Origin of the sequence: Niastella soli (assembly GCF_017742245.1) — a bacterium.
GTDB classification, from domain to species: Bacteria; Bacteroidota; Bacteroidia; order Chitinophagales; family Chitinophagaceae; genus Niastella; species Niastella soli.
Genome location: NZ_JAGHKO010000001.1, coordinates 1 through 24,275, shown reverse-complemented (window position 1 = coordinate 24,275; position 24,275 = coordinate 1). Strand labels below are relative to the sequence as shown.

General features: G+C 43.3%; 22 protein-coding genes and 2 tRNA genes. 12 read left to right on the top strand and 12 right to left on the bottom strand.

Going from position 1 to position 24,275, the window contains the following annotated elements:
- Nucleotides 1-65: 65 nt before the first annotated feature.
- Together J7I42_RS00120 and J7I42_RS00115 are read right to left on the bottom strand one after the other, a co-directional pair.
- Nucleotides 66-956: an NAD(P)H-binding protein gene (locus tag J7I42_RS00120; RefSeq protein ID WP_209136727.1), complete on the bottom strand. Its 891-nt coding sequence runs from the start codon at nucleotides 954-956 to the stop codon at nucleotides 66-68.
- 119 nt (nucleotides 957-1,075) lie between these two features.
- Nucleotides 1,076-1,996, bottom strand: a complete 921-nt coding sequence (locus tag J7I42_RS00115) for a helix-turn-helix domain-containing protein (RefSeq protein WP_209136726.1) — start codon at nucleotides 1,994-1,996, stop codon at nucleotides 1,076-1,078.
- Between the two features lie 580 nt (nucleotides 1,997-2,576).
- Between J7I42_RS00115 and J7I42_RS00110 the strand changes: the two genes are divergently transcribed.
- On the top strand, nucleotides 2,577-3,653 hold the full coding sequence (locus J7I42_RS00110; RefSeq protein ID WP_209136725.1) for a serine hydrolase domain-containing protein: 1,077 nt from the start codon (nucleotides 2,577-2,579) through the stop codon (nucleotides 3,651-3,653).
- A 362-nt stretch (nucleotides 3,654-4,015) separates the two neighbouring features.
- Here the strand turns inward: J7I42_RS00110 and J7I42_RS00105 are convergent, their stop codons facing one another.
- The 5 genes from J7I42_RS00105 to J7I42_RS00085 form a co-directional block, all read right to left on the bottom strand.
- Nucleotides 4,016-4,924: an NmrA family NAD(P)-binding protein gene (locus J7I42_RS00105; RefSeq protein ID WP_209136724.1), complete on the bottom strand. Its 909-nt coding sequence runs from the start codon at nucleotides 4,922-4,924 to the stop codon at nucleotides 4,016-4,018.
- Nucleotides 4,925-5,000: 76 nt separating this feature from the next.
- Entirely contained in the window at nucleotides 5,001-5,777 is a 777-nt protein-coding gene (locus J7I42_RS00100; protein ID WP_209136715.1) for a response regulator transcription factor, read from the bottom strand.
- Between the two features lie 382 nt (nucleotides 5,778-6,159).
- The gene (locus J7I42_RS00095) at nucleotides 6,160-6,888 is read right to left on the bottom strand and encodes a helix-turn-helix domain-containing protein (protein ID WP_209136712.1); all 729 of its coding nucleotides are present in this window, start codon (nucleotides 6,886-6,888) and stop codon (nucleotides 6,160-6,162) included.
- A gap of 102 nt (nucleotides 6,889-6,990) precedes the next feature.
- On the bottom strand, nucleotides 6,991-7,935 hold the full coding sequence (locus J7I42_RS00090) for a polysaccharide deacetylase family protein (protein WP_209136710.1): 945 nt from the start codon (nucleotides 7,933-7,935) through the stop codon (nucleotides 6,991-6,993).
- Nucleotides 7,936-7,945: 10 nt separating this feature from the next.
- Nucleotides 7,946-8,338 carry a DoxX family protein gene (locus J7I42_RS00085; protein ID WP_209136701.1) on the bottom strand — a complete coding sequence of 131 codons (393 nt, stop codon included), beginning with the start codon at nucleotides 8,336-8,338 and terminating at the stop codon, nucleotides 7,946-7,948.
- A gap of 94 nt (nucleotides 8,339-8,432) precedes the next feature.
- Between J7I42_RS00085 and J7I42_RS00080 the strand changes: the two genes are divergently transcribed.
- Nucleotides 8,433-9,275 carry an AraC family transcriptional regulator gene (locus tag J7I42_RS00080; RefSeq protein ID WP_209136698.1) on the top strand — a complete coding sequence of 281 codons (843 nt, stop codon included), beginning with the start codon at nucleotides 8,433-8,435 and terminating at the stop codon, nucleotides 9,273-9,275.
- Nucleotides 9,276-9,386: 111 nt separating this feature from the next.
- Here the strand turns inward: J7I42_RS00080 and J7I42_RS00075 are convergent.
- The 3 genes from J7I42_RS00075 to J7I42_RS00065 all read right to left on the bottom strand — a co-directional run bounded on the left by J7I42_RS00075 (nucleotide 9,387) and on the right by J7I42_RS00065 (nucleotide 10,313).
- Nucleotides 9,387-9,458, bottom strand: a tRNA-Glu gene (locus J7I42_RS00075).
- Between the two features lie 143 nt (nucleotides 9,459-9,601).
- Nucleotides 9,602-9,673 (bottom strand) — tRNA-Glu (locus tag J7I42_RS00070).
- Between the two features lie 118 nt (nucleotides 9,674-9,791).
- Nucleotides 9,792-10,313: a hypothetical protein gene (locus J7I42_RS00065; protein ID WP_209136696.1), complete on the bottom strand. Its 522-nt coding sequence runs from the start codon at nucleotides 10,311-10,313 to the stop codon at nucleotides 9,792-9,794.
- A gap of 271 nt (nucleotides 10,314-10,584) precedes the next feature.
- Here J7I42_RS00065 and gap point away from each other — a divergent pair, with 271 nt between their 5' ends.
- The 3 genes from gap to J7I42_RS00050 all read left to right on the top strand — a co-directional run bounded on the left by gap (nucleotide 10,585) and on the right by J7I42_RS00050 (nucleotide 13,748).
- A complete protein-coding gene (gap, locus tag J7I42_RS00060) occupies nucleotides 10,585-11,625 on the top strand; it encodes a type I glyceraldehyde-3-phosphate dehydrogenase (RefSeq protein ID WP_209136694.1) in 1,041 nt (346 codons plus the stop codon).
- 135 nt (nucleotides 11,626-11,760) lie between these two features.
- Nucleotides 11,761-12,957: a phosphoglycerate kinase gene (locus J7I42_RS00055; RefSeq protein ID WP_209136692.1), complete on the top strand. Its 1,197-nt coding sequence runs from the start codon at nucleotides 11,761-11,763 to the stop codon at nucleotides 12,955-12,957.
- A 116-nt stretch (nucleotides 12,958-13,073) separates the two neighbouring features.
- Nucleotides 13,074-13,748 carry a hypothetical protein gene (locus J7I42_RS00050; protein WP_209136690.1) on the top strand — a complete coding sequence of 225 codons (675 nt, stop codon included), beginning with the start codon at nucleotides 13,074-13,076 and terminating at the stop codon, nucleotides 13,746-13,748.
- Between the two features lie 191 nt (nucleotides 13,749-13,939).
- Here the strand turns inward: J7I42_RS00050 and J7I42_RS00045 are convergent, their stop codons facing one another.
- On the bottom strand, nucleotides 13,940-15,037 hold the full coding sequence (locus tag J7I42_RS00045) for a PQQ-dependent sugar dehydrogenase (RefSeq protein WP_209136688.1): 1,098 nt from the start codon (nucleotides 15,035-15,037) through the stop codon (nucleotides 13,940-13,942).
- Between the two features lie 180 nt (nucleotides 15,038-15,217).
- Between J7I42_RS00045 and J7I42_RS00040 the strand changes: the two genes are divergently transcribed.
- The 4 genes from J7I42_RS00040 (at nucleotide 15,218) to J7I42_RS00025 (ending at nucleotide 18,273) form a co-directional block, all read left to right on the top strand.
- Nucleotides 15,218-15,808, top strand: a complete 591-nt coding sequence (locus J7I42_RS00040; protein WP_209136686.1) for a LemA family protein — start codon at nucleotides 15,218-15,220, stop codon at nucleotides 15,806-15,808.
- A gap of 10 nt (nucleotides 15,809-15,818) precedes the next feature.
- Nucleotides 15,819-16,280: a TPM domain-containing protein gene (locus J7I42_RS00035; RefSeq protein ID WP_209136684.1), complete on the top strand. Its 462-nt coding sequence runs from the start codon at nucleotides 15,819-15,821 to the stop codon at nucleotides 16,278-16,280.
- Between the two features lie 133 nt (nucleotides 16,281-16,413).
- Entirely contained in the window at nucleotides 16,414-17,208 is a 795-nt protein-coding gene (locus tag J7I42_RS00030; RefSeq protein ID WP_209136682.1) for a TPM domain-containing protein, read from the top strand.
- A 153-nt stretch (nucleotides 17,209-17,361) separates the two neighbouring features.
- Nucleotides 17,362-18,273: a TPM domain-containing protein gene (locus tag J7I42_RS00025; RefSeq protein WP_209136680.1), complete on the top strand. Its 912-nt coding sequence runs from the start codon at nucleotides 17,362-17,364 to the stop codon at nucleotides 18,271-18,273.
- A 207-nt stretch (nucleotides 18,274-18,480) separates the two neighbouring features.
- On the opposite strand, the gene J7I42_RS00020 is transcribed toward J7I42_RS00025, so the two are convergent.
- Complete coding sequence (locus J7I42_RS00020) at nucleotides 18,481-20,970, bottom strand: M1 family metallopeptidase (protein ID WP_209136678.1); 2,490 nt, start codon at nucleotides 20,968-20,970, stop codon at nucleotides 18,481-18,483.
- A gap of 109 nt (nucleotides 20,971-21,079) precedes the next feature.
- Here J7I42_RS00020 and J7I42_RS00015 point away from each other — a divergent pair, with 109 nt between their 5' ends.
- From J7I42_RS00015 to J7I42_RS00005, 3 genes are all read left to right on the top strand, one after another.
- Nucleotides 21,080-22,786, top strand: coding sequence for a DUF4476 domain-containing protein (locus J7I42_RS00015; protein WP_209136676.1), 1,707 nt, complete (start codon nucleotides 21,080-21,082; stop codon nucleotides 22,784-22,786).
- A gap of 117 nt (nucleotides 22,787-22,903) precedes the next feature.
- Nucleotides 22,904-23,671 (top strand): tRNA pseudouridine synthase A, encoded by a 768-nt coding sequence (locus tag J7I42_RS00010; protein WP_209136674.1) that lies wholly within the window; start codon nucleotides 22,904-22,906, stop codon nucleotides 23,669-23,671.
- A 369-nt stretch (nucleotides 23,672-24,040) separates the two neighbouring features.
- Nucleotides 24,041-24,202: a hypothetical protein gene (locus J7I42_RS00005; protein ID WP_209136672.1), complete on the top strand. Its 162-nt coding sequence runs from the start codon at nucleotides 24,041-24,043 to the stop codon at nucleotides 24,200-24,202.
- Nucleotides 24,203-24,275 lie beyond the last annotated feature (73 nt).

The window sequence follows — 24,275 nt, the reverse complement described above, 5'->3', positions numbered from 1 at the left end:
TCTTAATAGAGAAGCCCTTAAAGATTTTCCTTTTTTAGAAGAAAAGCGGCTCCAGTAGCCGTACCTTAATTAACCTTTTTAAACACCTCTGCAAAACTCTTTGCAAAATCTTCGGTTTTTATTTTTCCCAATTGTATGGGTTTTTGCCGTTCATAATCTTCCCCTAATGCACCGCTGTGCGCGCTCGAGCCCATTTCAACAAACTTTTCGATAAGAGGTACCGGCATTCCCTGCTTTTCCAAGCCTTCGCGCATTTGTTCATTGGAAAGAATTATCCATTTCAGATCGGGTTTGTCTATAGCCGTTCCTATAATATGGGCCACTTCATTGGCCGTATGTTCGTCGCTTACCACATAGCGTATTTTCTTACCGGCGGGTTGACTTTCAATTTCTTCTCTGGCAGCGGTCGCAATATCTGTTGGATGAACTAAGATCAACTTATCATCACCCCCATAGTTTGAAGCCATAAAGCCGGCTCCTTTGATCATATCTATGAACCTGTATAAATTGGTATAAAAAAATCCTGCGCGCAAATGAGTAATGCTGATATTGGGTAACTCATTAAAGATACGCTCTCCATGGTGGGCACCTAGTATAAATCCTGTTCCCTTTTCTAAATGCGCTCCATAACTGCTGAGGTGTACCACCTGTTTAATACCCGATTGTTGAACAGCCATTGCATAATTGATGGCGATGCGGCGGTAATATGCTACCTGATCCAACTCGGAAAAATTAGGCGGTATCATGGCGTACAGAACATCCGCACCTGTAAAGGTCTGTGTCAGAAAATCAACATTTTCCACAGAGCCGATGGCAGCCTGGGCGCCGAGCGCTTTTATGTCTTCTTGTTTTTCAGTACTTCTGCTGATTATTGTAACCTGGTGGCCTTTTTGTACCAATTCTATTGCAAGTGGCTTGCTGATATTTCCCAGGGAACCTGTTACTACAACTTTCATAATTACTGGCTTTTATTTTGGTATAAATTCAATGACACAAAGCTCGGTGTCATGAAATTTATTGCTGTAGCCAAATCTCTGGTAGTTGTAGCCGTTTATAATCTGCCTAATAAGAAAGATCAGTTGAAGGCTTGCCTGAATTCCAGCGGAGATAAATTAGTTTTGTTCTTGAATAATTTATTGAACGACTGGGAATGTTCAAACCCCAGTTCCCAGGCAATTTCGCTTACCGACAAACTGGTCGTTGATAATTTTTCCTTTGCCTTTTCAATCAGCTTATCGTGGATATGTTGTTGAGTGCTTTGCCCGGTGAGTGTTTTCAATAATACACTTAAATAGTTCGGCGACACATTCAATGAACCGGCAATATATTGAACGGTAGGTAGACCATTCTTTTGTAAGTCATCGCCGTTAAACCATGAAGTAAGAAGAACTTCCAGCCGATCGAGTATTTCATGGTTGGCAATTTTACGGGTAATGAACTGACGATGGTAGAATCTTTCACTGTATGTGAGGAGTAATTCAAGATGGGCAATGATCACATCCTGACTGAAGGGATCGGTATTCGAACGGTACTCTTGTTCAATGCTTTGAATAATGCCTACGATGATAGCTTCTTCTTTTTCCGACAAATGCAGCGCCTCATTTACCGAATATCCGAAATATTCATATTGCTTTAATTTACTCGCCAAATTCGTGCGCCATAAGAAATCAGGATGGACAAGTAACAGCCAGCCCGAATGCACATGTGGTTTTCCTTCCCTTGCTTCAATCTTTAGTACCTGGCCGGGCGCCATAAAACTCATAATGCCTGTATTGAAATCATACTCCAGCTGGCCATATTTCATTTTACCATCCGTTGTTTTTTTCAATGCAATGGAATAATAACCTATTACTATATGTTTCGGCTCGGATCCTGGATTGCACTTGATCAATTCAAAAGGGATCACACTAATTAATGGATGTTCCGGTTGGGGAATCTCCATAAGTTTGTGATATTCCGATATGGTTTTAATGCTATGCGGTTGGATGCTTTTCATACGATTTTCTCATTGAAGGTAAGAAAAAGGCATTTAATTGAAGATCCTGTCAGACATAGTGCAGATCCTAAGTAAATAGGCTATTTATATACTACATATCCCACCAAACTGCCACCAGAATCGCACCAGAATGCCATAGCCTATGGGATTCGGATGGGATTCTGGTGGCATTCTTAGGCGGGAAATGGCCTGTGGTAGTATATCTGGCGAGAATCTGACAAGGATCTGGAGAGCGTACGACCAGGACTTACTATCACTGCAGCCTCGTTATGGTATGGTTTACACCTCTGCCGGCAGCATCTAGTCGATAATAGGCCTTAAAAGCCTTTGGTTGCGCCTTTGTCCTTGTTAAAGGTAAAATAAGGGCCAGAATGGTTTCTTATGAGGCTACAGGTGGGGTGTGCCAGGATAGCGCTGAGCCAGATCGAACTCCTCCTTGAATTTGCTGGCTAAGTGCAATAACCATTTATGGGTACCCGAAATTCCCCATATCTTTATTTATATAACAGTATTGATGCCAACGATGAAAATGTGCTGAACTGTTATCGACTATTAATTTTTATCTACAATAAGTGTTATTATGCAAAAGTTGCTATTATGGGGTTTGCTACTTCCATTTTTTTCTGTTGCTCAAACGCCTGCGCCCAACAACTCAATTGAAGTATATCCTGATATTACCTGGGATCGAATTATCAATCCCGGCGATTACGGATGGGATAACACGTTGCTTAAACAACTCCGGCAATTTATTATTGACAGTGCTCATACAACAGGGTTTATGGTAGTTCAAAGTGGTAAAATATTGGTTGACTATGGAGATGTACAGGAACTTAGCTATCTGGCATCCTGTAGAAAGAGTGTTCTTTCGATGTTATATGGACCTTTTGTTGAGAATGGGAAGATAAAGCTGAATACCACTATTGAACAACTGAGGCTTAATGATGTAGGTGGGTTACTGCCTGTTGAAATGAAGGCTACCATAAAAGATTTACTCACCGCCCGTTCAGGTGTTTATCATCCGGCAAGCAATGAAGGTGATGCTTCGGCTATGGCTCCCAAAAGAGGCAGCGTGCAACCTGGCAGTTTCTGGCTGTACAATAATTGGGATTTTAATATAGCAGGTTATATTCTTGAGCAGCAGACAGGGAAAAGTATTTATGAACTTATTGATTCTATGCTGGCTAAACCTTTACATATGCAAGACTGGAGAATGGGCGCACAACGAAAAACTGGCGATACAACAAAGTCAAAATATCTTGCTTATCACATGTGGTTCTCGACCCGTGATATGGCAAGGTTAGGCTATCTCATGCTTAGAAAAGGCAAGTGGAAGAACAAGCAGGTGCTGCCGGCAAACTGGGTAACAACTACAACTGTATCTGTTACTACCTATAAAGAGGCTGAGCAAAACAAGACTGCTTATTTTCATTTTGGTTATGGTTATCTGTGGTGGGTTTGGGATGCGCCTTTTGATAATGACGTATATGAAGGCGCTTATACTGCCAGTGGAGCATTTGGACAGTTTATTACTGTTATCCCAAAACTTGATCTGGTGATAGCTCATAAAACAAAGTATGAATACGAGCGACAGGTACCGACGGAGCTTTATTTGAAAATTATTGACAAACTGGTGGCTGCCCAAAAAGCTAAAAAATAAACGACGTATAGGTTTCTGCCGGAAAAGGAACATTGGAAACGGCAATTAGTAATCTTACCAAAAGGCCACACGAGCCTTTTGATAAAACTTTAGCAGGCAATACCTGTATTAACGAATCTCAGGAATCCATATCTGAAAATTTCGCGCTACTTCAATAACATCAAAGAAAAAGGGCTCCTCTTGTTAGAGAAGCCCTTTGAAAATTTTCCTCTTTTGGAAGATTGTACCGCGTACGGGAGAATATACGAACACCTATCGGCCTTAGTGATCTTTTTACTCGAAATCAAAGAATTGAATGTGCCAAAATAACTGGTGCCCCTGTGCCCGGCCGGCAATTGCTTGATCAAGCCCGCCACTTAACGTCATTTAAACCATTCCGCATGATCCCTGGTAAATGTATAAATATCACGAGCAGGCTTTTCCAAAATTTCTTTTACAGTATCTGTAGTAGCTGTCAGTTTTCCCTGTTGCTGACTTTGGGCAAAAAACAGCAGCAACTCAATTGCCCATTCGGGATATCCTTTTTTTGAGAACCTTTGTATGGTTGCTTCGCGGGTCTCTGCTATATAAGTTACTTTTTCGCCAATAGCCTGGCTGATGGCGGTCGCCACCTCATAAAAATTAATCGCTTCGCTTCCAGTAAGCTCGTGTATTTTATTATAATGCTTTTCCCCCTGTGCAAAAAGGGCAGCAATGATCTCCGCGATATCTCTGGTATCTATATAGGGTAATCTGCCATCGCCCTGGGCTTCATAAATCTTCCTTTCATTTTTAATAGTGAGCGCCTGATCATATAACCAGTTTTGCATAAATCCACTTGGACGAAGGATTGTCCAGGATAAGCCGGAATCAATGAGGGCCTGATCGATCAGTATATGTTGCATGTGCACCGGAGAGTTTGATTTTTTCAATATTTCTTCGGGTAGCAATCCATAAGAAAGCCGGATAACATGTTTTACGCCAGCGTGTTTAGCAGCCTCAATAACCTGCCCCTGCATTTGAACCATATTGGGCGCAAAATCAGTATTTAGAAATATGGTATCACTTCCAGCTACCAGGTTATATACAGAATCAAGATCATTTAAATCGCCACCCATCCAGGTGACATTCGGTAATTTAGGAATGTTGTTCAGATCTCTCGTTATAGCACGGCAGTAAATACTTTTAGCTGACAAGATCTTTAAAAGTTCAATCCCCACTTTTCCTTTAGCGCCAAAAATCGTGAAGATCTTATAACCGGGTTGTTTCCAATCTTTACTTGTTGCGGTCATCGGTTTAAATTTTGATGACACAAAAATCATTACATGCGCCTTTTCCCACAATACTGATTAATCAGTATATCAGTCATTAGATCAATCCCATATCCGATGCAAAAACAACGGCTTCCATGGAGTTGTCGGCGTGAAGTTTTTCAAGAATGCGTTGGCGGTGGGTATTCACGGTATGAATACTAATAGCAAGTTTATGTGAGATCTCCTTACTTAAGAATCCGGTTTTTACCAATTTCAACACTTCCAGTTCCCGTTGGGTTAATGAAACAGAAACCTCTCTTTTCTTTCGTTCCTGCTGCAATGATATCATTTCGCCCGTTCTGAAATTGAATACCTGGCTTTTTAAGGGTTCCTGTAGATCCTGGTTGGGGGAAATATCAATAATCCCCAGTGACAACCACATATTGCCACAGCCATCAAATGTCATGATCTGATCCTGTTCAACAACCCTTATATAGGTATTGTCTGCTTTTAATATTCGGTATTCATTAATGAATTTAAAGTTCGCACGTTCTTGTGGCGGAAATTGCAAAAACAATTTCAATATTGAAATGCCATTCATGGTTAATTCCCAAAAATCATCGGGATGCACTTTGTCCTGCAAAAAATGTGGGCCATAATGTGCTGGTTCTTTTATGTCGTATCCAATTAACCGGCCGAAATTGTTGGAGTAAAATACATGTTCCTGTTTGTACATATCAAAAACACTAATGGCGCTATTGCCGATGAGCGCCATATTCTCAAGTATCCTTATATGTTTTTCAAGAATGGAGTAATCAAGGTCATTTTCATTAAACTGTTGTTGATTCAACAAAGAGGTGACGGTTTCCTGGTAGTTTGATAATTCTTTCATTGGTTATTTTCTCAATTTCCGAAATTACCAAATTCGAACTGAACGAATTGAAGATCATTTATTGAAACAAAAAAAGCCATTCTTTTCAGAATAGCTTTTTTTGTTTGCAAGGGTTAAGCCTTGTCCGGTCTCAAAACGGCTTAAGTGGTACCTTAATTAACCCTTTTTAAAAGCCTCTGCAAACCTGATGGCCTTTTTGTACCAATTCTGTTGCAAGTGGCTTGCTGATATTTCCCAAGGAACCTGTTACTACAACTTTCATAATTACTGGCTTTTATTTATCAAATAAATTCAATGACACAAAGCTCGGCACCATGAATTTTATTGCTGTAGCCAAATCTCTGGTAGTTGTAGCCGTTTATAAACTGTCTTATAAGAAAGATCAGTTGAAGGCTTGCCTGAATTCCAGCGGAGACAGATTCGTTTTGTTCTTGAATAATTTATTGAACGACTGCGAGTGTTCAAACCCCAGTTCCCAGGCAATTTCGCTTATCGACAAACTGGTCGTTGATAATTTTTCCTTTGCCTTTTCAATCAGCTTATCGTGTATATGTTGCTGCGTACTTTGCCCGGTGAGTGTTTTCAATAACACACTTAAATAGTTCGGCGATACATTCAACTCACCGGCAATATATTGAACGGTAGGTAAGCCATTCTTTTGTAAGTCATCGCTATTAAACCATGAAGTTAGAAGATCTTCCAGCCGTTCGAGTATTTTATGGTTGGCAATTTTACGGGTTATGAATTGGCGATGATAGAATCTTTCACCATATGTGAGGAGTAACTCAAGATGGGGAATGATCACATTCTGACTGAAGGGATCGATATTCGAACGGTACTCTTGTTCAATGCTTTGAATAATGCCTACGATGACAGCTTCTTCTTTTTGCGACAAATGCAACGCCTCATTTACCGAATATCCGAAATATTCGTAATGCTTTATTTTTCGCGCCAAAGACGTGCGCCATAAAAAATCGGGATGAACAAGTAACAGCCAGCCTGAATGTACAAGTGGTTTTCCTTCTCTTGCTTCAATCTTTAATACCTGTCCGGGCGCCATAAAACTCATAATACCGGTATTGAAATCATACTCCAGCTGGCCGTATTTCATTTTGCCATCCGTTGTTTTTTTTAATGCAATGGAATAATAACCTATTACTATATGTTTCGGATCGGTTCCCGGTGAGCACTTGATCAGTCGTTTACAGAAATATTATTCGCGAATGCTGGACTTATCGTGCAGTGTTAATTCAGCAATTTCGTCTTTCCTTTTAAAGGAAACACCGGAGTGTTGTTGCATGTATTTGATCAAATCGCCGGTAATTTTCACCATCTGTGGTGTTCCGCCGATCCGGTCATGAAAACTGATGGACAGCTGTCTTCTTTTAAATTCGCTTTCCACATATAATTGATCGAATTCCTGTTTTACCTGATTGAAAAATTGGTCTACAGAAAAGTTTTTTCCCTCTATCAAAAGAATATCGTTGTTGCGTAATGTATAGGGCACTACAACAAAATCGCTGCCATTCACCTGAATAATAAAAGGTTCATCCCTGCTCAGGTCATCGATATGGTACCTGAAATCGAGTTCCTGTAAAATTTTCAGTGTATTTTCTCCCCGCCGTAGCCAATTGGCATTGTAACCCACCGGTGATGCACCGGTGACTTTTTTAATAGCATCGGCGCCATCCTTGATGAACTTTTTTTCCTCATCATATGGGAGGTTGTATTGTGAACTCCAGTTCATCCCATGGGCCGCTGCTTCATGCCCCCGCTCCACGATCTCTTTAGCCAGCTGCGGGTTCTTCAGCACGGCCGTACCTACCATGTGCGAGGTTACCTTGATGCCATATTTATCCCAATTGTCTAACATCCTTGGAATACCTTCTTTGTAGCCATATTCATACCATGTGATAGCGGGCAGATCTTTAAATCCTCTTTCAAGATTTTTCGGGAACGGACTTTCTGCATTTTCAGGTTGGCCGCCTGCTTCAAACTGCATGGAAATGGAAACGGCCAATCTTGAGCCATCAGCCCATTTTGACTTTATTTTCATTGATTGACCTGTTGATTGTTGGTGTAATAAGTTGTTGAAGGGCATCATTCCACCGATACCCATGGTGCCAGCCAGTTTCACGAATGTTCTGCGCGATTGCATCCTATATGATTTATTTGTTGAATGAATGATCCAATGCGAAAGAATTCGCGTTTAGAAAGTGTAAAAGAACAGCCAGAAGCACTACGTGAATGATCTGAGAGGGAATGGCCTCCCAACTTTCTATCATGGTGGTTCCAAAAAGTAACAACAGCATCACAATGCCACCAGCAAGCAGGGCATATTTTGTCAATAAACCGGTAATTAACAAAAAACCTATGGTGAATTCGGCAAAAGGAAGTATATAACTGAAGGGCATAACCAGGGATGTAGGCAGCATGGACTGCTTGAAACTGCCAACCATCCAGTTGCTGAATGCCTGCAGTTTGGGAAAACGAACGAGGCCATGACCAAAGAAGCTTATACCGATGGTCAACCGAAGCAATAAGAAGGAAATAGTATTCATTTAGATAACTTTTACTGTTATGGATAGTGTAAAGTTCTGTGAATACAATTTGATCAATTTGTACTGTTGTTGGAAAAATTTGTACTTTAGAAGGATGGTGGTTAATAGTCTTCATAAGCCATTCGAATTGGGCGTTTTCGAATCTGATAAATACACGGCTGCTGAGCATAAGAACACCTATTTCGAGTTGGTGTATATTTTGGAAGGCAAGGGTGTTCAGGTTATCAATAAACATAAGTTGCCTTATAGTGCCGATAAATTATTCCTGATCTTTCCGCAGGATACGTATGGTTTTGAGGTGGCGGAAAGGACCCGCTTTTTCTTTTTGCGCTTTAATGAGAGTTATTTAAAAACACAGTCTAAGGAATGGCTGCAGAAGCTGGAATACATTTTTCATAATCACAACCACCTCCCCGGCTGTATTCTTGAAAATGTAGAAGACAAGCCATTGGTCAGAGCTTTGTCGGAGGCCTTGTTAAGGGAGGAGCAAAGAAAGGGCGCTGCGAGACCGGAAGTTATACAGCAGTTGCTGAATACGATAATTACAATAGCAGCATCCAATATTGCCCTGCTTCAATCGGCTACGTCCTATCATCCTTCCCAACAGGTGTCGGTACTGGGATATGTACATCTGAATATTTATACGCCCGAAGCCTTACGAATAGAAAAGCTGGCCGCATATTTTAATATGTCACCCACTTATATGAGCGATTATTTCAAACGCCAAACGGGTGAAACGTTACAGAACTATATCAATGCCTACAGAATGCACCTGATTGAAACCCGGCTATTACATACATCTTACCGGCTGAATGAGATCGCCAACGATTTTGGATTGGCTGATGTAAGCCACCTGAATAAGCTGTTTAAAAAATATAAGGGGATGAGCCCCACTGAATTCAGAAAAGCAGCTAATCGGGAAACGAAATACATGTGATCTCTTGGGTGCATTCATACTGTTGAGTTGGGGCGGATCTGTATTCTCTGGTAGATTCGTCGTAAAACGAAAAAGGACCGTTCTTTCGAACAGTCCTCTTTAAATCTTTTGTACCGCGTACGGGATTCGAACCCGTATCACCACCGTGAAAGGGTGGTGTCCTAGCCCTTAGACGAACGCGGCTGGTTTGAGAATGCAAAGATAGGGATCAGTTTGCTCAATTAGCGCGTAACTTTTCGCTTCTATCTGTTTACCCTTTCGGGGGGAACAAAAAAGCCGCTCTTTTCAGAACAGCTCTTTCAATTTTGCCAAGGTTGAAACCTTTGTACCGCGTACGGGATTCGAACCCGTATCACCACCGTGAAAGGGTGGTGTCCTAGCCCTTAGACGAACGCGGCTCGTTTTTGGGAGTGCAAAAATAGGAAACTGTCCTGTTCTACCAAAAAAAAGCCCACTTTCTTTTGAAATATTTTTTTCAAACGCTGTCGGCCAGGTATTTACTCAGGAAACCAAGCCCTATAAAGCAAATCGGTGTTTGGGGATCTCATTGTACCATTCTAAACAAAGAATTATCTCCTCTGCTGTTTTTACTTCCTCACTAATGCCCAGCCAACACCACATGTTAAGGATCTTTTTATGCTCGAATTTGACAAGCAACGTGGAGGTGCTGGTGCCGATGCCCCCTTTTTTGTAAGCCATCAATAAGTATTGTTTAGTTAAACCCAGATACATTAACTGCCTGAAAGGCAAAAGAAATCCAAATGGCCCTATTGCATCAGAAACATTATAGGGATGACCGGGATTGGCTATCCGGAAATCGCCCTCCGTACATTTTAAAGACTTTTTAATAAACCGGGGCATTTTGCCTTTCCGGTTGTAGGTTTTAAATGGCAGGGCTTTTATCGTGTCGAGTAACTGACATGAGGTTATACTGTCTATAAAAATATCGGCAGTGATCACAAATGGGCAGCTCTTTTCCTGCCCATAACCCCCGGCCGCCCAAAAAAGCAGGGGCAGCATAAAAAAATATTTTCGCATACGCCAATTAACGATTTGTTAGCATCTTTCTTGTTGCTATGCGTTTTCTTTCACTCGGCTCCATTTGCTTTCAAATTGTTTTAAAGCCCCCTTAAAAAGTAGGGTATTCGATTTCATAAGTAAATGTCTGCTATCAATTTAGCCCATTTGTGTTGATATGCCACCACGCAACCGGTTGCGGCCCGGTCAACACATAAATTTCACAGAATCATTTACAACCAAAATTGTAACTTAGCCCCGCAATTTTTAACTAACACAAAATATCCAGATCATGAGCACAGTCAAAGTGGCGATCAACGGTTTTGGTCGTATCGGCAGGTTGGTATACCGCCAGATTTATAAAATGGATGGCATCGATGTAGTAGCTATCAATGACCTTACTAGTCCTAAAGTATTAGCCCACCTCCTTAAATACGATAGCGCTCAGGGCCGTTTTGATGCTGAAGTAAAAAGTACCGATAACTCTATTATAGTAAATGGTGAAGAAGTAAAGATCTATGCACAAAAAGACCCTGCTCAAATTCCCTGGGGTCAGCATGAAGTAGACGTTGTACTGGAGTGCACTGGTTTCTTCACTGATAAAGCAAAAGCTGAAGCTCACCTTACTGCCGGCGCTAAAAGAGTAGTGATTTCTGCTCCTGCTACTGGCGATCTGAAAACTATCGTTTTCAACGTTAACCACGCTATTCTCGACGGTACTGAAACAGTGATCAGCTGCGCTAGCTGTACTACCAACTGTTTGGCTCCAATGGCTCAGGTGCTCGATGAAAAATTCGGTATCGTGAATGGTCTTATGACCACCATCCACGCGTACACGAACGATCAGAACACCCAGGATGCTCCGCACCCCAAAGGTGACCTGCGTCGCGCCCGCGCTGCTGCTCAGAACATCGTTCCTAACAGCACTGGTGCTGCCAAAGCTATCGGCCTGGTATTACCTAACCTGAAAGGTAAACTGGATGGTTCTGCACAACGTGTACCTGTACTTACCGGTTCTTTAACTGAAGTAACTGCGGTATTAGGTAAAAAGACATCTGTTGAAGAAGTGAATGCTGCCATGAAGGCCGCTGCCAACGAAAGCTTTGGTTATACTGAAGACGAGATCGTGAGCAGTGACATCGTTGGTATCACTTACGGTTCTTACTTCGATGGTACACAAACACGCGTTCAAACTGTAGGCGATACCCAACTGGTTCGCACAGTTAGCTGGTACGATAACGAAATGAGCTATGTAAGCCAGCTCGTTCGTACAGTGAACTATTTTGCAAAGTTGATCAACAAAGGCGCTGCAAAAGCAGCTGCTAAAGCTTAATATATTAATCACAGATGTAGTTCTGCTACATCCTGAGTAACCACAAAGCTATTGAAAGCGGGTACGCCTGATAATCCCTTAGTCGGCCATTGCTATCAATAAACTTTGTGGTTAACTTTTTTAAAACACCTTTTCATGTCTACATTCAGCCAATATAACTTCAAGGGTCAGAAGGCGCTGATCCGGGTTGATTTTAACGTTCCGCTTGACAAAAAAACGTTTGCCATTACCGACGATACCCGTATAAAAGCGGCTGTGCCTACTATTAAAAAAATACTGGGTGATGGCGGTAGTGTGATCCTCATGAGCCACCTCGGCCGTCCCAAAGAGGGGCCTGAAGATAAATCTTCATTAAAACACCTGGTAAACCATATAGCTGAATTGTTGGGTGTTCCCGTGCAATTTGCCAATGATTGCATTGGTAAAGAAGCCGTGGATAAAGCAGCTGCCCTGAAACCTGGTGAAGTATTGTTGCTGGAAAACCTTCGTTTTTATAAAGAAGAAGAAAAAGGCGATGCCGGTTTTGCTGAAAAATTAAGCAAACTGGGCGATGTATATGTGAACGATGCCTTCGGTACCGCTCACCGCGCCCACGCTTCTACTGCAGTAATTGCGCAATTTTTCCCCCGTGATAAAAAGATGTTCGGGTTACTGATGGAAAGTGAAGTGAAGAGTGCTGAAAAAGTAATGAACAGTGCAGAGAAACCTTTCGTTGCTATTATTGGCGGCGCTAAGGTGTCTGACAAGATCCTCATCATCGAAAACCTGCTGGATAGAGCTACCGACATCATCATTGGTGGTGGTATGGCCTATACTTTCGAAAAAGCACAGGGTGGAAAAATTGGTAACTCATTGTGCGAAGACGATCGGCTGGACACCGCACGTGAGCTGTTGAAAAAAGCAGAAGCCAAAGGCGTTTGTCTGCATTTCCCTTCTGACTCAGTGATCGCCGATAAATTCGATGCCGCCGCGCTTACTTCTAATGCGCCCAGCAATAATATTCCTGACGGCTGGATGGGGCTCGACGTTGGGCCTAATGCCTGTGAGCAGTTTATCAATGTGATCAAACGTTCTAAAACCATTTTGTGGAATGGTCCCATGGGAGTGTTTGAAATGGAGAAGTTTCAACATGGCACCAAATGTGTTGCTACGGCTGTTGCGGAAGCAACCCAGGATGGTGCATTCTCCCTGGTAGGCGGTGGGGACTCAGTAGCTGCCGTAAACCAGTTTGGGTTTAACGACCAGGTTAGTTATGTTTCTACTGGTGGTGGCGCTATGCTGGAGTTCTTTGAAGGAAAAGAACTGCCTGGTATTGCCGCTATCAACAAATAAGCGTAAATTATATTATGATCCGTGCCACGCACCCATAAGGGCGTGGCATTCTTTTTTTAATAATGGTAGTTTCTTATTAATGGCTCCGGTTATCACTTCTGTAAAATTGGGGAATTATGAAATCGCGTAACTTTTTGCTGCTTATTGCTGTATTCGTATTTGTGTTTGTGGCATGCTCAAAAGAAAAAAGTGATGAGAGTGGTATCCCGCCGGGTGGAACACCTACGGATACTATTCCTCAGCCCGGTGATACTACGGGAACAAATCCGGGAAATACTTCAGAAGTGGGTACCTGGAAATTTATGTCCGTTCAGGTAACGGGTTCACAAACTGCCGAATTCTCCCAGTCGGGTATTCCCTTAAAGGCGGTTAATGCCAGCAATTTTACCTCCGAGAACAATGGCGGTACCATGACCTTCGATAGTTCGATAATGACTGCTGTAGACATAACCTTTAGTGTAAATACGAATACCACCACTTATATTTATCAGGGTAATACTATTCTTGATTCAGTAAAAACTCCCATCACCCAAACATTTCCGCCCCAAAGTGCTACTTCCGATTATGAAAGAGTAGGTGCCGATTCCCTGCATTTCCAGGACAGTGGTTTCCTCGATGTGCTCACTGGTGGCCTATTGCCCAATGCCCCCAGTGGTTGTAAAGTATCGTTTAACGGTAATACTATGAAAATGACGATCGCGTACGATGCCGTTACTACCCAGGATTACCAGGGTATACCGGCAAAGATCACAGCCCATGAAGTAATGGTAGTAACGCTGCAAAAACAATAGCGAGGTAGCCTTGACCTGTAAGGCTCGCCATCGGGTGTGGAACAATTAGTGGGTTTAAGCGATCCTGACAGGTCCTGTTTTAATTAATCAATCTGTCAGAGCCGCCCCGATTCAGCGGGGGCTGTTCATTAGGCTGGCTCGGCAAACTCAAAAGGCAGACCTCACAGGTCGTCAACAGGTCAACTGGTTAACTATTTCCTCGATACTTCAACAATCTTATCATCGCCTCCATTATCCGTACAAACGTATACCTTTCCCTCGGGTGAAATACAGACATCGCGCATGCGGCCGTATTTATTTACGTAGAACTCAAATACGCTGTCGATCCCGGTGTGGGCTGCATTTAATTTTAGCTGTATCAGCTTGCTGTCTTTTAAAACAGCCAGCAACAGGGAATGTTTCCATTGTGGGATCTGATCTTTATCATAATAATCCAATCCGCTGGGTGCAATGGTGGGCGTCCAGACCTGTAAGGGTTCGCGAACATTATTGGCTGTACAAAAACTTTGTTCAGAAGTGGTATTGCAAAAGCCCGTAACGGTTGGCCAGCCATAATTTCGTCCTTTTTCAATAATGTTGATCTCGTCGTCTGAGCTGGGGCCATGCTCCGAGCTGTAGAGGATATTGTTTGCATACACCAGCCCTTGCGGGTTGCGATGCCCGAAACTCCAAACGGCGCTGCCGGCAGTGGGGTTATCTCCCGGAATGCTACCGTCGAGGTTTAATCGTAATACCTTGCCATTGATGACGCTTTTATTTTGTGGGTTCGATTGATCGCTGGCGTCGCCGGTGGTGATGAACAATTTCTGGTCGGGGGTTATCAGCAACCGGCAGCCATTATGGATGCTGGCGGCTTTTATGTTGTCTAGAATTATTTGCGGGTTGGTGAGGGTAGAGCCATTGTAGGTGTAGCGAACGACCTTACCCTGATAAGTACTGCCGTTCATATAATCGTAAGCCACGAATACTTGCGAGGAGGTGGCGAAATTGGGATGTAAAGCCATTCCCAGCAAACCGCCTTCGCCCTGGGCAGTTACATCGGCTATAGTTAATAATGGGGTGACGGCTCCCGTGGCAGGGTTAACCCGGCTGATTTTACCGTTACGTTCCGTCATCCAGATAAAATTATCGGGCCCCCAAAGTATTTCCCAGGGGTGGTTGAGCTTGCTGGTAAGAATGGTGTCTTTTAATAAGGCGGCAGTGGCATTATTTTCTTTATCCTTCTTTTTGTCGCAACAGGTGATAAACAGCGTGATGCATAAACCGCTGTAAATGATCATTTGCTTCATAAAATAAGATTTTAACAAGCCTTCTGTAACGAAAACCATGCCGCTGCGACTAAATTCTTACCATGTTAGCAATGTTTGGCAATTGCCATACGTTAAATGCGGCTACTGTAACGCATAGCTTAACAGTTTGTGGATCAAATGAATTCTGTACATTTATAAGACATAAAACTCTAAATAGATATGAAATCTCGTAATCTGGTCATCATTGTTGTAGTGTTATTCATTTTAATACTGGGTGGATGTGGTTGTGGTGGATATAACAAGATGGTAAATCTCGATGAAGGTGTGAAAAACAAATGGAACAATGTTCAGAGCGATTACCAACGTCGTGCCGACCTGATCCCTAATTTGGTTAGTACTGTAAAAGGGGCTGCCAATTTTGAACAGACAACCTTAACACAGGTAATTGAAGCCAGGGCAAAAGCTACTTCTGTAAATATTAATGCAGATAATCTTACGCCTGAAAAAGTGCAGGAATTTCAACAGGCCCAGGGCCAGTTGGGTGGTGCTTTGAGTAAATTGCTGGTGGTTGCAGAACAGTATCCGCAATTGCAGGCTACACAAAGTTTCAGAGACCTGCAGGTGCAACTGGAAGGCACTGAAAACCGTATCAAAGTTTCCCGTAACGACTTTAACACAGCTGTACAGGATTATAACTCAACAGTTCGTCGTTTCCCCAATAACTTATTTGCGGGTATGTTCGGGTTCAAAGTAAAAACAGGTTTCACTGCTGATGCCGGTTCTGAAAAAGCGCCTAAAGTACAATTCTAAAAATATATTCATGGCCTATAACCCTTTCGCAAAAAGGAAAGAATTTTTTTCGCACAACGAACAGGACCGTATTGTAAATGCCATACGGTTGGCCGAACAACAAACCAGCGGCGAGATCAGGGTGTATACCGAAAGCCGCTGCCGGTTTGTTGATCCCCTCGACAGGGCAGCTGAAGTTTTCTGGGGTCTTAAAATGGATATGACCAAAGATCGCAATGGGGTATTGATCTACGTTGCCATGAAAGACCGCCAATTTGCCATCCTGGCCGACCAGGGGATCCACGAAAAGGTTGGGCAGGCTTTCTGGAACCAGGAAGTCTCGGTTATGCAAAAACATTTTGGCAATGCCCTGCCTGCTGAGGCCATCGAAGCAGTGGTTAATGATGTGGGAGAAGCATTAAGAACGCATTTCCCATACGACCGCTCAACTGATAAAAATGAACTGCCCGACGATCTGGTGTTCGGAAAGTAAAAAGAAAGTTTCAGGTTTCAAGTTCCAGGTTGCAGGGAATTTGTTTCATTGAGCCCTGAAACCCCGCAATCGCGGGGCTGGCACTGCAACTTGTAACTTGAAACAGATCAAAATAACAGATAGGCTATTTGTAATGATAAAGAAACTCAAATTATTTCTTCTTCCGGCCTTGTGCTTTATTTCGTTTTTTGCGTCGGCACAGGAGATCCCCGCCCGACCGAACCCGCCCCGGTTGGTAAATGATTATGCTGGTGTATTGTCTCCGGATGAGGAACAGCGGCTGGAACGACAGTTGGTTGCTCTTGACGATAGCACCAGTAATCAGGTGGCTATAGTGCTGGTTAAAACCATCAATGATTATCCCATTGAAGAATATGCGTTGAAATTGTTTCGCAGCTGGGGAATAGGCAATGCGAAAACAAATAATGGGGTGCTTATTATTGCCGCACTCGACGACCGGAAAATAAAGATTGAAGTGGGATATGGGCTCGAGGGAGCCATACCGGATATTACTGCCGGTCACATTATTCAGAATGATATCGCTCCCAACTTCCGTTCAGGCGATTATTACCAGGGGTTGTCGCAGGCAGCCAATTCCATTATAAAAGCGGCCGCTGGTGAATACAAGGCGCCGGCAAATTATCGTAAGAAAAAAGGCAGTGGCGGTCTCCCAATTGGCCTCATTATATTTATTATCATCCTGGTGGTGGTCTTTAGTGGCCGCAACCGTGGCGGTGGTGGTGGTATGATGAGCCGCCGTGGCTCAGGCTGGTTAGGCCCCTTTATTTTGGGTAATATGCTTGGCGGCAGCAGCCGTGGCAGTGACTGGTCTGGCGGCGGTGGCGGCTGGAGCGGTGGCGGTGGCGGCGGTTTTGGCGGCTTTGGTGGTGGTAGCAGCGGTGGCGGCGGAGCCAGTGGTAGTTGGTAGAAAACAGTAAGCAACTGGCGTAGGTAGTGGATGGCCATTATTCGTTACACATAAACTCAGTTCATAAGTTATTGGGTTATTAGGTTCGTGAATCAAGAAACCTGATAACCCAATAATTTTTTAAACCTACAAACCGAAACTCCTTAACCAGGCATGCGCTATCTTTTAATCGTATCCCTCCTTTTATTCAGTATCTTTTCTTTCTCTCAGAACAAAGAACCCCGTTCTTCCTTTGTAAAAAAATTACCGGTTCCACATAAGGTCGTGAACGACTTCGCCCGGTTTCTTACCAGTAGTCAAAGAACAACGTTGGAAATAGAGTTGAACTCTTATTTAAAACGGACCTCCAACGCCATTGTAATTGTTACCCTCGATTCGCTGACAGACCAAAAGACAAAAAAGAAATATACAATTGAGGAAGCCGCCCAATTATATTTTAACACCTGGGGCATTGGCGATAGTATGAAGAATAATGGCGTATTGTTAATGGCAAGCAGAAAACCCCGGAGCATCAGAATTGAAGTAGGGCGGGGACTGAGCGCTGATCTGGATGAATATTTCTGTCAGGAGGTGATCGATAATAACCTGGTCCCGGCTTTTAAGAAAGACTATTTTTTCACCGGGTTTAAGGAAGCAATAACTGCATTACAAAACAGGTTAGATAGTTCGCCGGCTTCAGAAAACGCGTCAGACGCTTCTCCTTCCTTTTCTTTCCATTCTATTGCTCCTGCGAAAGCTGAAAGCGGGTTTGAATCATTTTGGAACGGGTTCCTTAATATATTTAAAGGCATCATCGCGTTTATTGTATTTGTAGCGCTTGCAGCGTTTCGGATGGGAAACAGATATTCCGGGAGTTATTATACAAGAAATGGCTATCGCCGGCATCATCGCCACGGGTATGGCTATTGGTTTTCCAATAACGATGACTCAGGGGATAGGTCCTCTTCTTCATCGTCTTTCTTTTCCTCCTCCTCCGGTTCATCCAGCTCCTCGGGTTCTTCCTCCTCTTCTTCCAGTTTTGGTGGCGGCAGCAGTAGTGGAGGTGGTGCTAGTGGAAGTTGGTAGCTTATTGTTGTTTTTACAGTACAAGCTTTAAGTTGTGTGTTCTGTTTACAAAGCTCCTCTGCCGTCTGCCATCTGCCGTTTGCCGTTTGCCATCTGCCGTCTGCCGTTTGCCGTCTGCCGTCTGCCGTTTGGCGTAAGCTCCTCCTTAAAAACAAAAAGCCACCCTGTTACCAGAGTGGCCATTTATATAACGAGTTAACTAATTAGTTAGAAACCCTTCTTCCCTTCCGACTCCATCTTTGTTTTAATATATTCAATCTGTTCAGCAGGAGCGCCGGTTGCTTCTTTCTTTTTAATAACCTTGTTTAATAGATCGTTAATGTAAGGAGCTACGCCATAGGGCGCCAGCGCCTCACGGAATTCGATCACCATATCAACCCCTGTTTTTACTTTCTTGGTATCTTTTACTATACCCAGGAATTCGCAAAAGGGTTTCGCCATGTTGAATTTTGCTTGTGAAAGCGGCATGTCATTAAAGGCTTTGGCAATGATGTCGAACCCAGATTCATCGCCCGATTTGATCAGGATGGTGGTCATGCTTTCAGCCAGTTTGCCTTTGGCAGGATATTTTGCCAGGCGTTTTGCTTCAGCCACTGCAGAAGCGCTGTCTAATTTAAACAATGCATCCAGTGAAATACCGGAAATAGTATACGATGAATCGTTTACGTACTTGGTGAAAAGAGATTTATAAACGCCATTATTATACTGTGCCAAAGCACCCAGGGCACTGGCCCGTACGGTTGACTTGGGATCTTTTTGCGCCATCTCGGCCAGGATGGGTTCTGCCTGTTTCTTTACAGTTTCATTTTTCAGGTCCAGTTTGCCGATGGTGAAAGAACGTAAGCCAAAGTATTTATCTTTTAACGCAAGCATCATCAGCTCCAGTGCTTTTGGATTATCCTGGGTCTTGCTGGCAAAATCAATGGCTTCGCGGCGATCGAGGTATGTGCCTGCATATTTATACTGGTGAATAAAGTTCTCCAGGGTTTTGTTGTCTTTTTTCTCAGCAAGCAAAGTTTTCTGTCCGTCTACGTTCACCAGGTCAGGGCGTTTGTCATATGGGAAAGAGAAGGTTGTTTCTTTCTCTTTGATCCATACATTATGACGAACTTTTTCAGCGCCATTATAAATGTCGATGGCAAATGGTAAAACAAATACTTTATTACCATCTTGTGTTTGCTTAACGGTTACCTGTACTTTTTTAGCGGCATCGTCATATGTATAATCAATGCTCAGTTTGGGATGGCCAGCGCCATAATACCATTGATTCCAGTACCAGTTCAGGTCTTTACCAGTTACTTCTTCAAAAGCCAGGCGCAGCTGGTGTGCTTCGGCCGATTTGAATTTATTGGTAGTGAGGTACAGGTTCAAAGCTTTAAAGAAAGCGCTGTCGCCAACATAGCTGCGCAGCATGTGTAAAATGCGGCCGCCTTTGTTATAGCTAACGGCGTCGAACATGGCTTCTTTGTCGTTATAATAAAAACGCACCAGGTCTTTTTTCTCGCTTTGGCTTTGAATATAACCTTGCATGTCGCCATAGTTTTGGGCGTCGCCGGCGTCTTTTCCATATTTATATTCGTCCCACAGGGTTTCGCTGTAGTTGGCGAAAGATTCATTCAGTGTGAGGTTGCTCCAGCTTTCGCAGGTAACCAGGTCACCAAACCATTGGTGAAACAGTTCGTGGGCAATAGTGCTTTCCCAGCCATTGCCATCAACCAGTTCACGGGCGTCTTGTTGGGCACTTTCCTGGTGAAGGGTAGCAGTGGTGTTTTCCATAGCACCGCTTACATATTCACGACCTACGATCTGTGAATATTTTACCCAGGGAAATTCAACACCCAGTACTTTTGAATAGAAACCCATCATTTCGGGGGTGTTGCCAAAGATCTTTTTAGCTACGGGCGCATATTCTTTCTCAACATAATAATTTACTTCCTTGCCTTTATAGCTGTCTTTTATTACGCTGTACTCACCTACGCCCATAAAGAACAGGTAAGGGGAGTGAGGAAGTTCCATTTTCCAGTCATCGGTGCGTGTGCCATCGGCATTGTTCTTTTGTGAAACCAGTTTACCATTGGAGAGTGTAACATATTTGGCCGGAACGGTCATGATGAACTCGTTGGTGGTCTTCTGGTCGGGTTTGTCAATGGTAGGGCACCATACAGAAGTGGCTTCGGTTTCACCCTGCGTCCAGATCTGAGTTGGCTTGTCTTTTTCTTCTCCTTTAGGGTTGATGAAATAAAGACCTTTGGCATCGGTGATGGCCGCGCTGCCCTGTACTTTTACTTCATTGGGTTTAGCAGTATATTCAATATATACGGTGTACTGTTCACCGCCTTTATAGGTTTTATCGAGGTCGATATTTAATTGCCAGCCGTCGTAATTATATTTCAGGGGTTGGGTAGAACCGCCTTTTACGATGGCTACTTTGCTGATATCCATGCCTTTGGCATCGAGCATGAGGCTATCAGTAGAGTAGAAGTGGGGTGCCAGGGTGATCCAGGCCTTTCCATTCATGTATGATTTACTGTAATCGAACTTAACGTCCAGCTTGGTATGAACCAGGTCATTGATGCGTGGAGCGCTTTCGCGGTACTGTGTTTTCCATGAAGTGTCAGGGGTTGGCTCTTCAATTTGCTGGGCCCTCAGGTGGGGCAGTATTCCCAGGGCCAGTATTACTAGTGAAACCTTTCTCATATCGAAATTTTAATTTAAGGATTGTAAAGATAGGCGGGCAGTTGGTTAATAATTGTAAAAAATAGTATAAGTGGCTGTGGGAAAAGGGCAAATGAGTAGATTTGCTACTATGAGCAATCGCTACCGAGCTATAAAACTGTTTGCTTTTGTGACAGGGTTGTGTGGGGTTTCAAGTACACGGACCCTGGCGCAGCAGTCTTTATTTGTCTATTTGCAAACTGAAAATCCGCAACCTTTCTATGTGCAATTGGACGATAAGGTATATAGTTCCTCTGCTATAGGGCACCTGGTTATTGCAGGCCTGTCTGATAAGACCTGTAATTTCGAGATCGGTTTTCCTCAGCAAGCTACACAACCACAGCGTTTTGCTATTCCACTTCGCAATAAAGACCATGGTTTTCAACTTATAAAGAATACTAAAGGTTGGAGCCTGCTCGATCTGCAAACCGATGAAACAATAAAACCGCAAAAAGAAGCCGGCAACAGCAACTTGTTGTATGGCGAACGTAAAAAAGACGATGCATTTGCTACGCTGATGGCAGCTGTGGTAAATGATTCCGCTGTTTTATATACCTCTATTGTGAAGAAAGAAGAGGAGAAGGTGCCCAGTGTAGCAGGGTCTGGCGATCAGCCTGCTGGTAAGGGAGGTGAAAAACCGGTTCAACCCAAAGAAGCGGTAAATATATACAGCGTACAGGCGATCATAGATTCGGCTATAAAAAAAGTTTCCGCGCCTGGCCCGGCTTCAGCCACTGCAACTCCGCAATCAGCCACAGACACCCTGGTTTCCAGTTATGACCCCAAAGAACGAGGCCTTACAGATAAACCGGTGGCCGCAGGCGTAGCTAAAATTCAACAGCAAACAAAAAATGGCGAGACAAAAATGGTGTTTGTTGATAGCAGTGAAACACCCGCCAAAGTGGTGACCATGTATATAAGTGAGGATAAAGACGAGCCCAAACAGGGACCGGAAGTGAAAGATTCAGGGAAAACTACCCCGGCGCCTGTTCAAAATAAAGAACTGATTACTGAACAGGTTAAGAAAGAGGCGGGGAGCCAGACCTCAGAAAAAAAGCCCGGCACCGATACGCTTACCGTTGTATTGGAATCGCCACAAATGAAGAAAAGTACGGTTGCGGCTAAAGAAGCTCAGCCGTTATACAAGCCAAAACAGGATAAACAACCTGAATCGCCAAAACCAGTGACCAAAGATACCGCCACGGCACAACTTTATGATGCCGGTAAAATGCAGGTGGAATTGGTGACCGGGAATGCCGTGGTGAAGGAAGAAGCAGTAAAACCAACATCAGCAGACAGCGCAGTTAAAAGTGCAGTAACACCCATAAAGAATGAAAAGGAAGAACCGGCCAAAGAAACCGCCAAAGCGGTGATGCAGCCGGCGGTTTTACAAAAAGAGGCGGAGGTTACTGGTACAAAGTCCGCAGAATCTGAAAAAGTCAAAGCAAGTGAGCCGGAAAAGAAACCGGAAACTGTCAGCAAATTGGTGATGATCAATTCAGACTGTGCGAAACTGGCTACTGATAATGATGTAGATAAAATGCGGGTAAAGATGATGGCGGAAGGGGACGAGCAAAAGCGGCTGGCTGTAGCTAATAAGTATTTCAAAACCATGTGTTTGTATGCTAAACAAATAAAGGCTTTGTCAGAACTGTTCACCGGTGATGAAGCTAAATATAAATTCCTCGAACTGGCCTACCCCTTTGCGGCTGATACAGCCAATTTCAAACAGTTGTATGAACTGTTAAGCGACGAAACCTATGTAACTAAATTCAAAAAGCTGGTTAGGTTACAATAGTTCTAAACCGGAAAGTGTAGGATTGGATGGGCCGGGAATGTACGTCAGACTGTAGAATCTCCCAACTATCCCATTCAACGCATAAATCCCAGTTCAGATTATTTTAACTTGCGACGCATGAACCGATACTTTTTGGAAGTGACATACCATGGCGGTCGTTATGCGGGGTCGCAGGTACAGCAGAATGCGTTGACCGTACAGTTTGAGCTGGAAAAGGCTTTGGAGGTCTATTTTCGTCAGCCAGTGCCCCTTACCGGGTCTTCCCGTACCGATGCTGGTGTGCATGCCGGTCAGAATTATTATCATTTCGATCTGGAGCACCCGATAAATCCCAAGGCCATTTATAACCTCAATGCTATTTTATCGGCTGATGTGGCCATTAGGCAAATTATACCTGTAAGGGGGGATGCCCACTGCCGGTTTGATGCTATTGCCCGTGAGTATGAATACTTTATGTACCAGTTTAAGGACCCGTTCCAGGTAGACAGGGCTTGGTATTATCCCTACACCATCGATTGGGAGGGATTGCAGGCCGCGGCTGGGGTACTAAAGGAGTATACCGATTTTACTTCGTTCGCGAAACGCAATTCACAGGTATATACTTTTAACTGTAACATCTTGTACAGTGAATGGAAGAGACAGCCAGAAGGGGCTGTTTACCGGGTTAAAGCCAACCGGTTCCTGAGGGGGATGGTGCGGGGTTTGGTGGGTACTATGTTGCAGGTGGGAAGAGGTAAAATAACGCTTCAACAATTCAGGGAGATCATCGAAGCAAAGGACTGTACAAAGGCCGATTTTGCTGTTCCCGGACATGGCTTGTTTTTACAAAAAGTAGAGTATCCGGAACAATACTTTTCAAACACACAAAATGTTGAAATCGGTTGAACATAATAGTGGGAGGTTAGTCGTGCAGGTGATGAAGTAATAAAGAATAAGAAATATTAAGTGTAAAAACGGGTTTAAAAAAATATTCTGCTGAAACCCTTGTGGCGCCTGTGTTTCAGGAAAATGATAAAAATAAGAATAGAAAATATTTGGTAGTAAGTGAAACACGCCTATCTTTGCGGCCCGCTTTACAAAAAAGCAAAGTACACAAAGCTCTTTACATAGAATTCGTTTACCAACTGCATAGTAAAATAAGCACAGATACAGAAGAAGCGAGCAGAAGAAAAAGATGAAAAAAAAGTTTGGAAGTGAAAGTGAAATGCGCTTATCTTTGCAGCCCGGTACGAACGAAAAAGCTCTTAGAAAATTGTGAAGAAAACAGAGGAAAAAGAAAAAGAAAAAAGTGAGAAAAGATTTGGTGAAATGACAGAAACACTTACCTTTGCACCCCGATCGAAAAGAAGGGAAGCGAAGAAGGAAAGAGAGGAAGAAGAGAATGAGAGCAAGTTAATGAAGTTAGAAATAAGATGAGTGAGAGAGGATAGAGGTAAAGAAACCATAATATTATAAAGATCTTTGAAAGTTTGGAAGCAACAGCACTTGA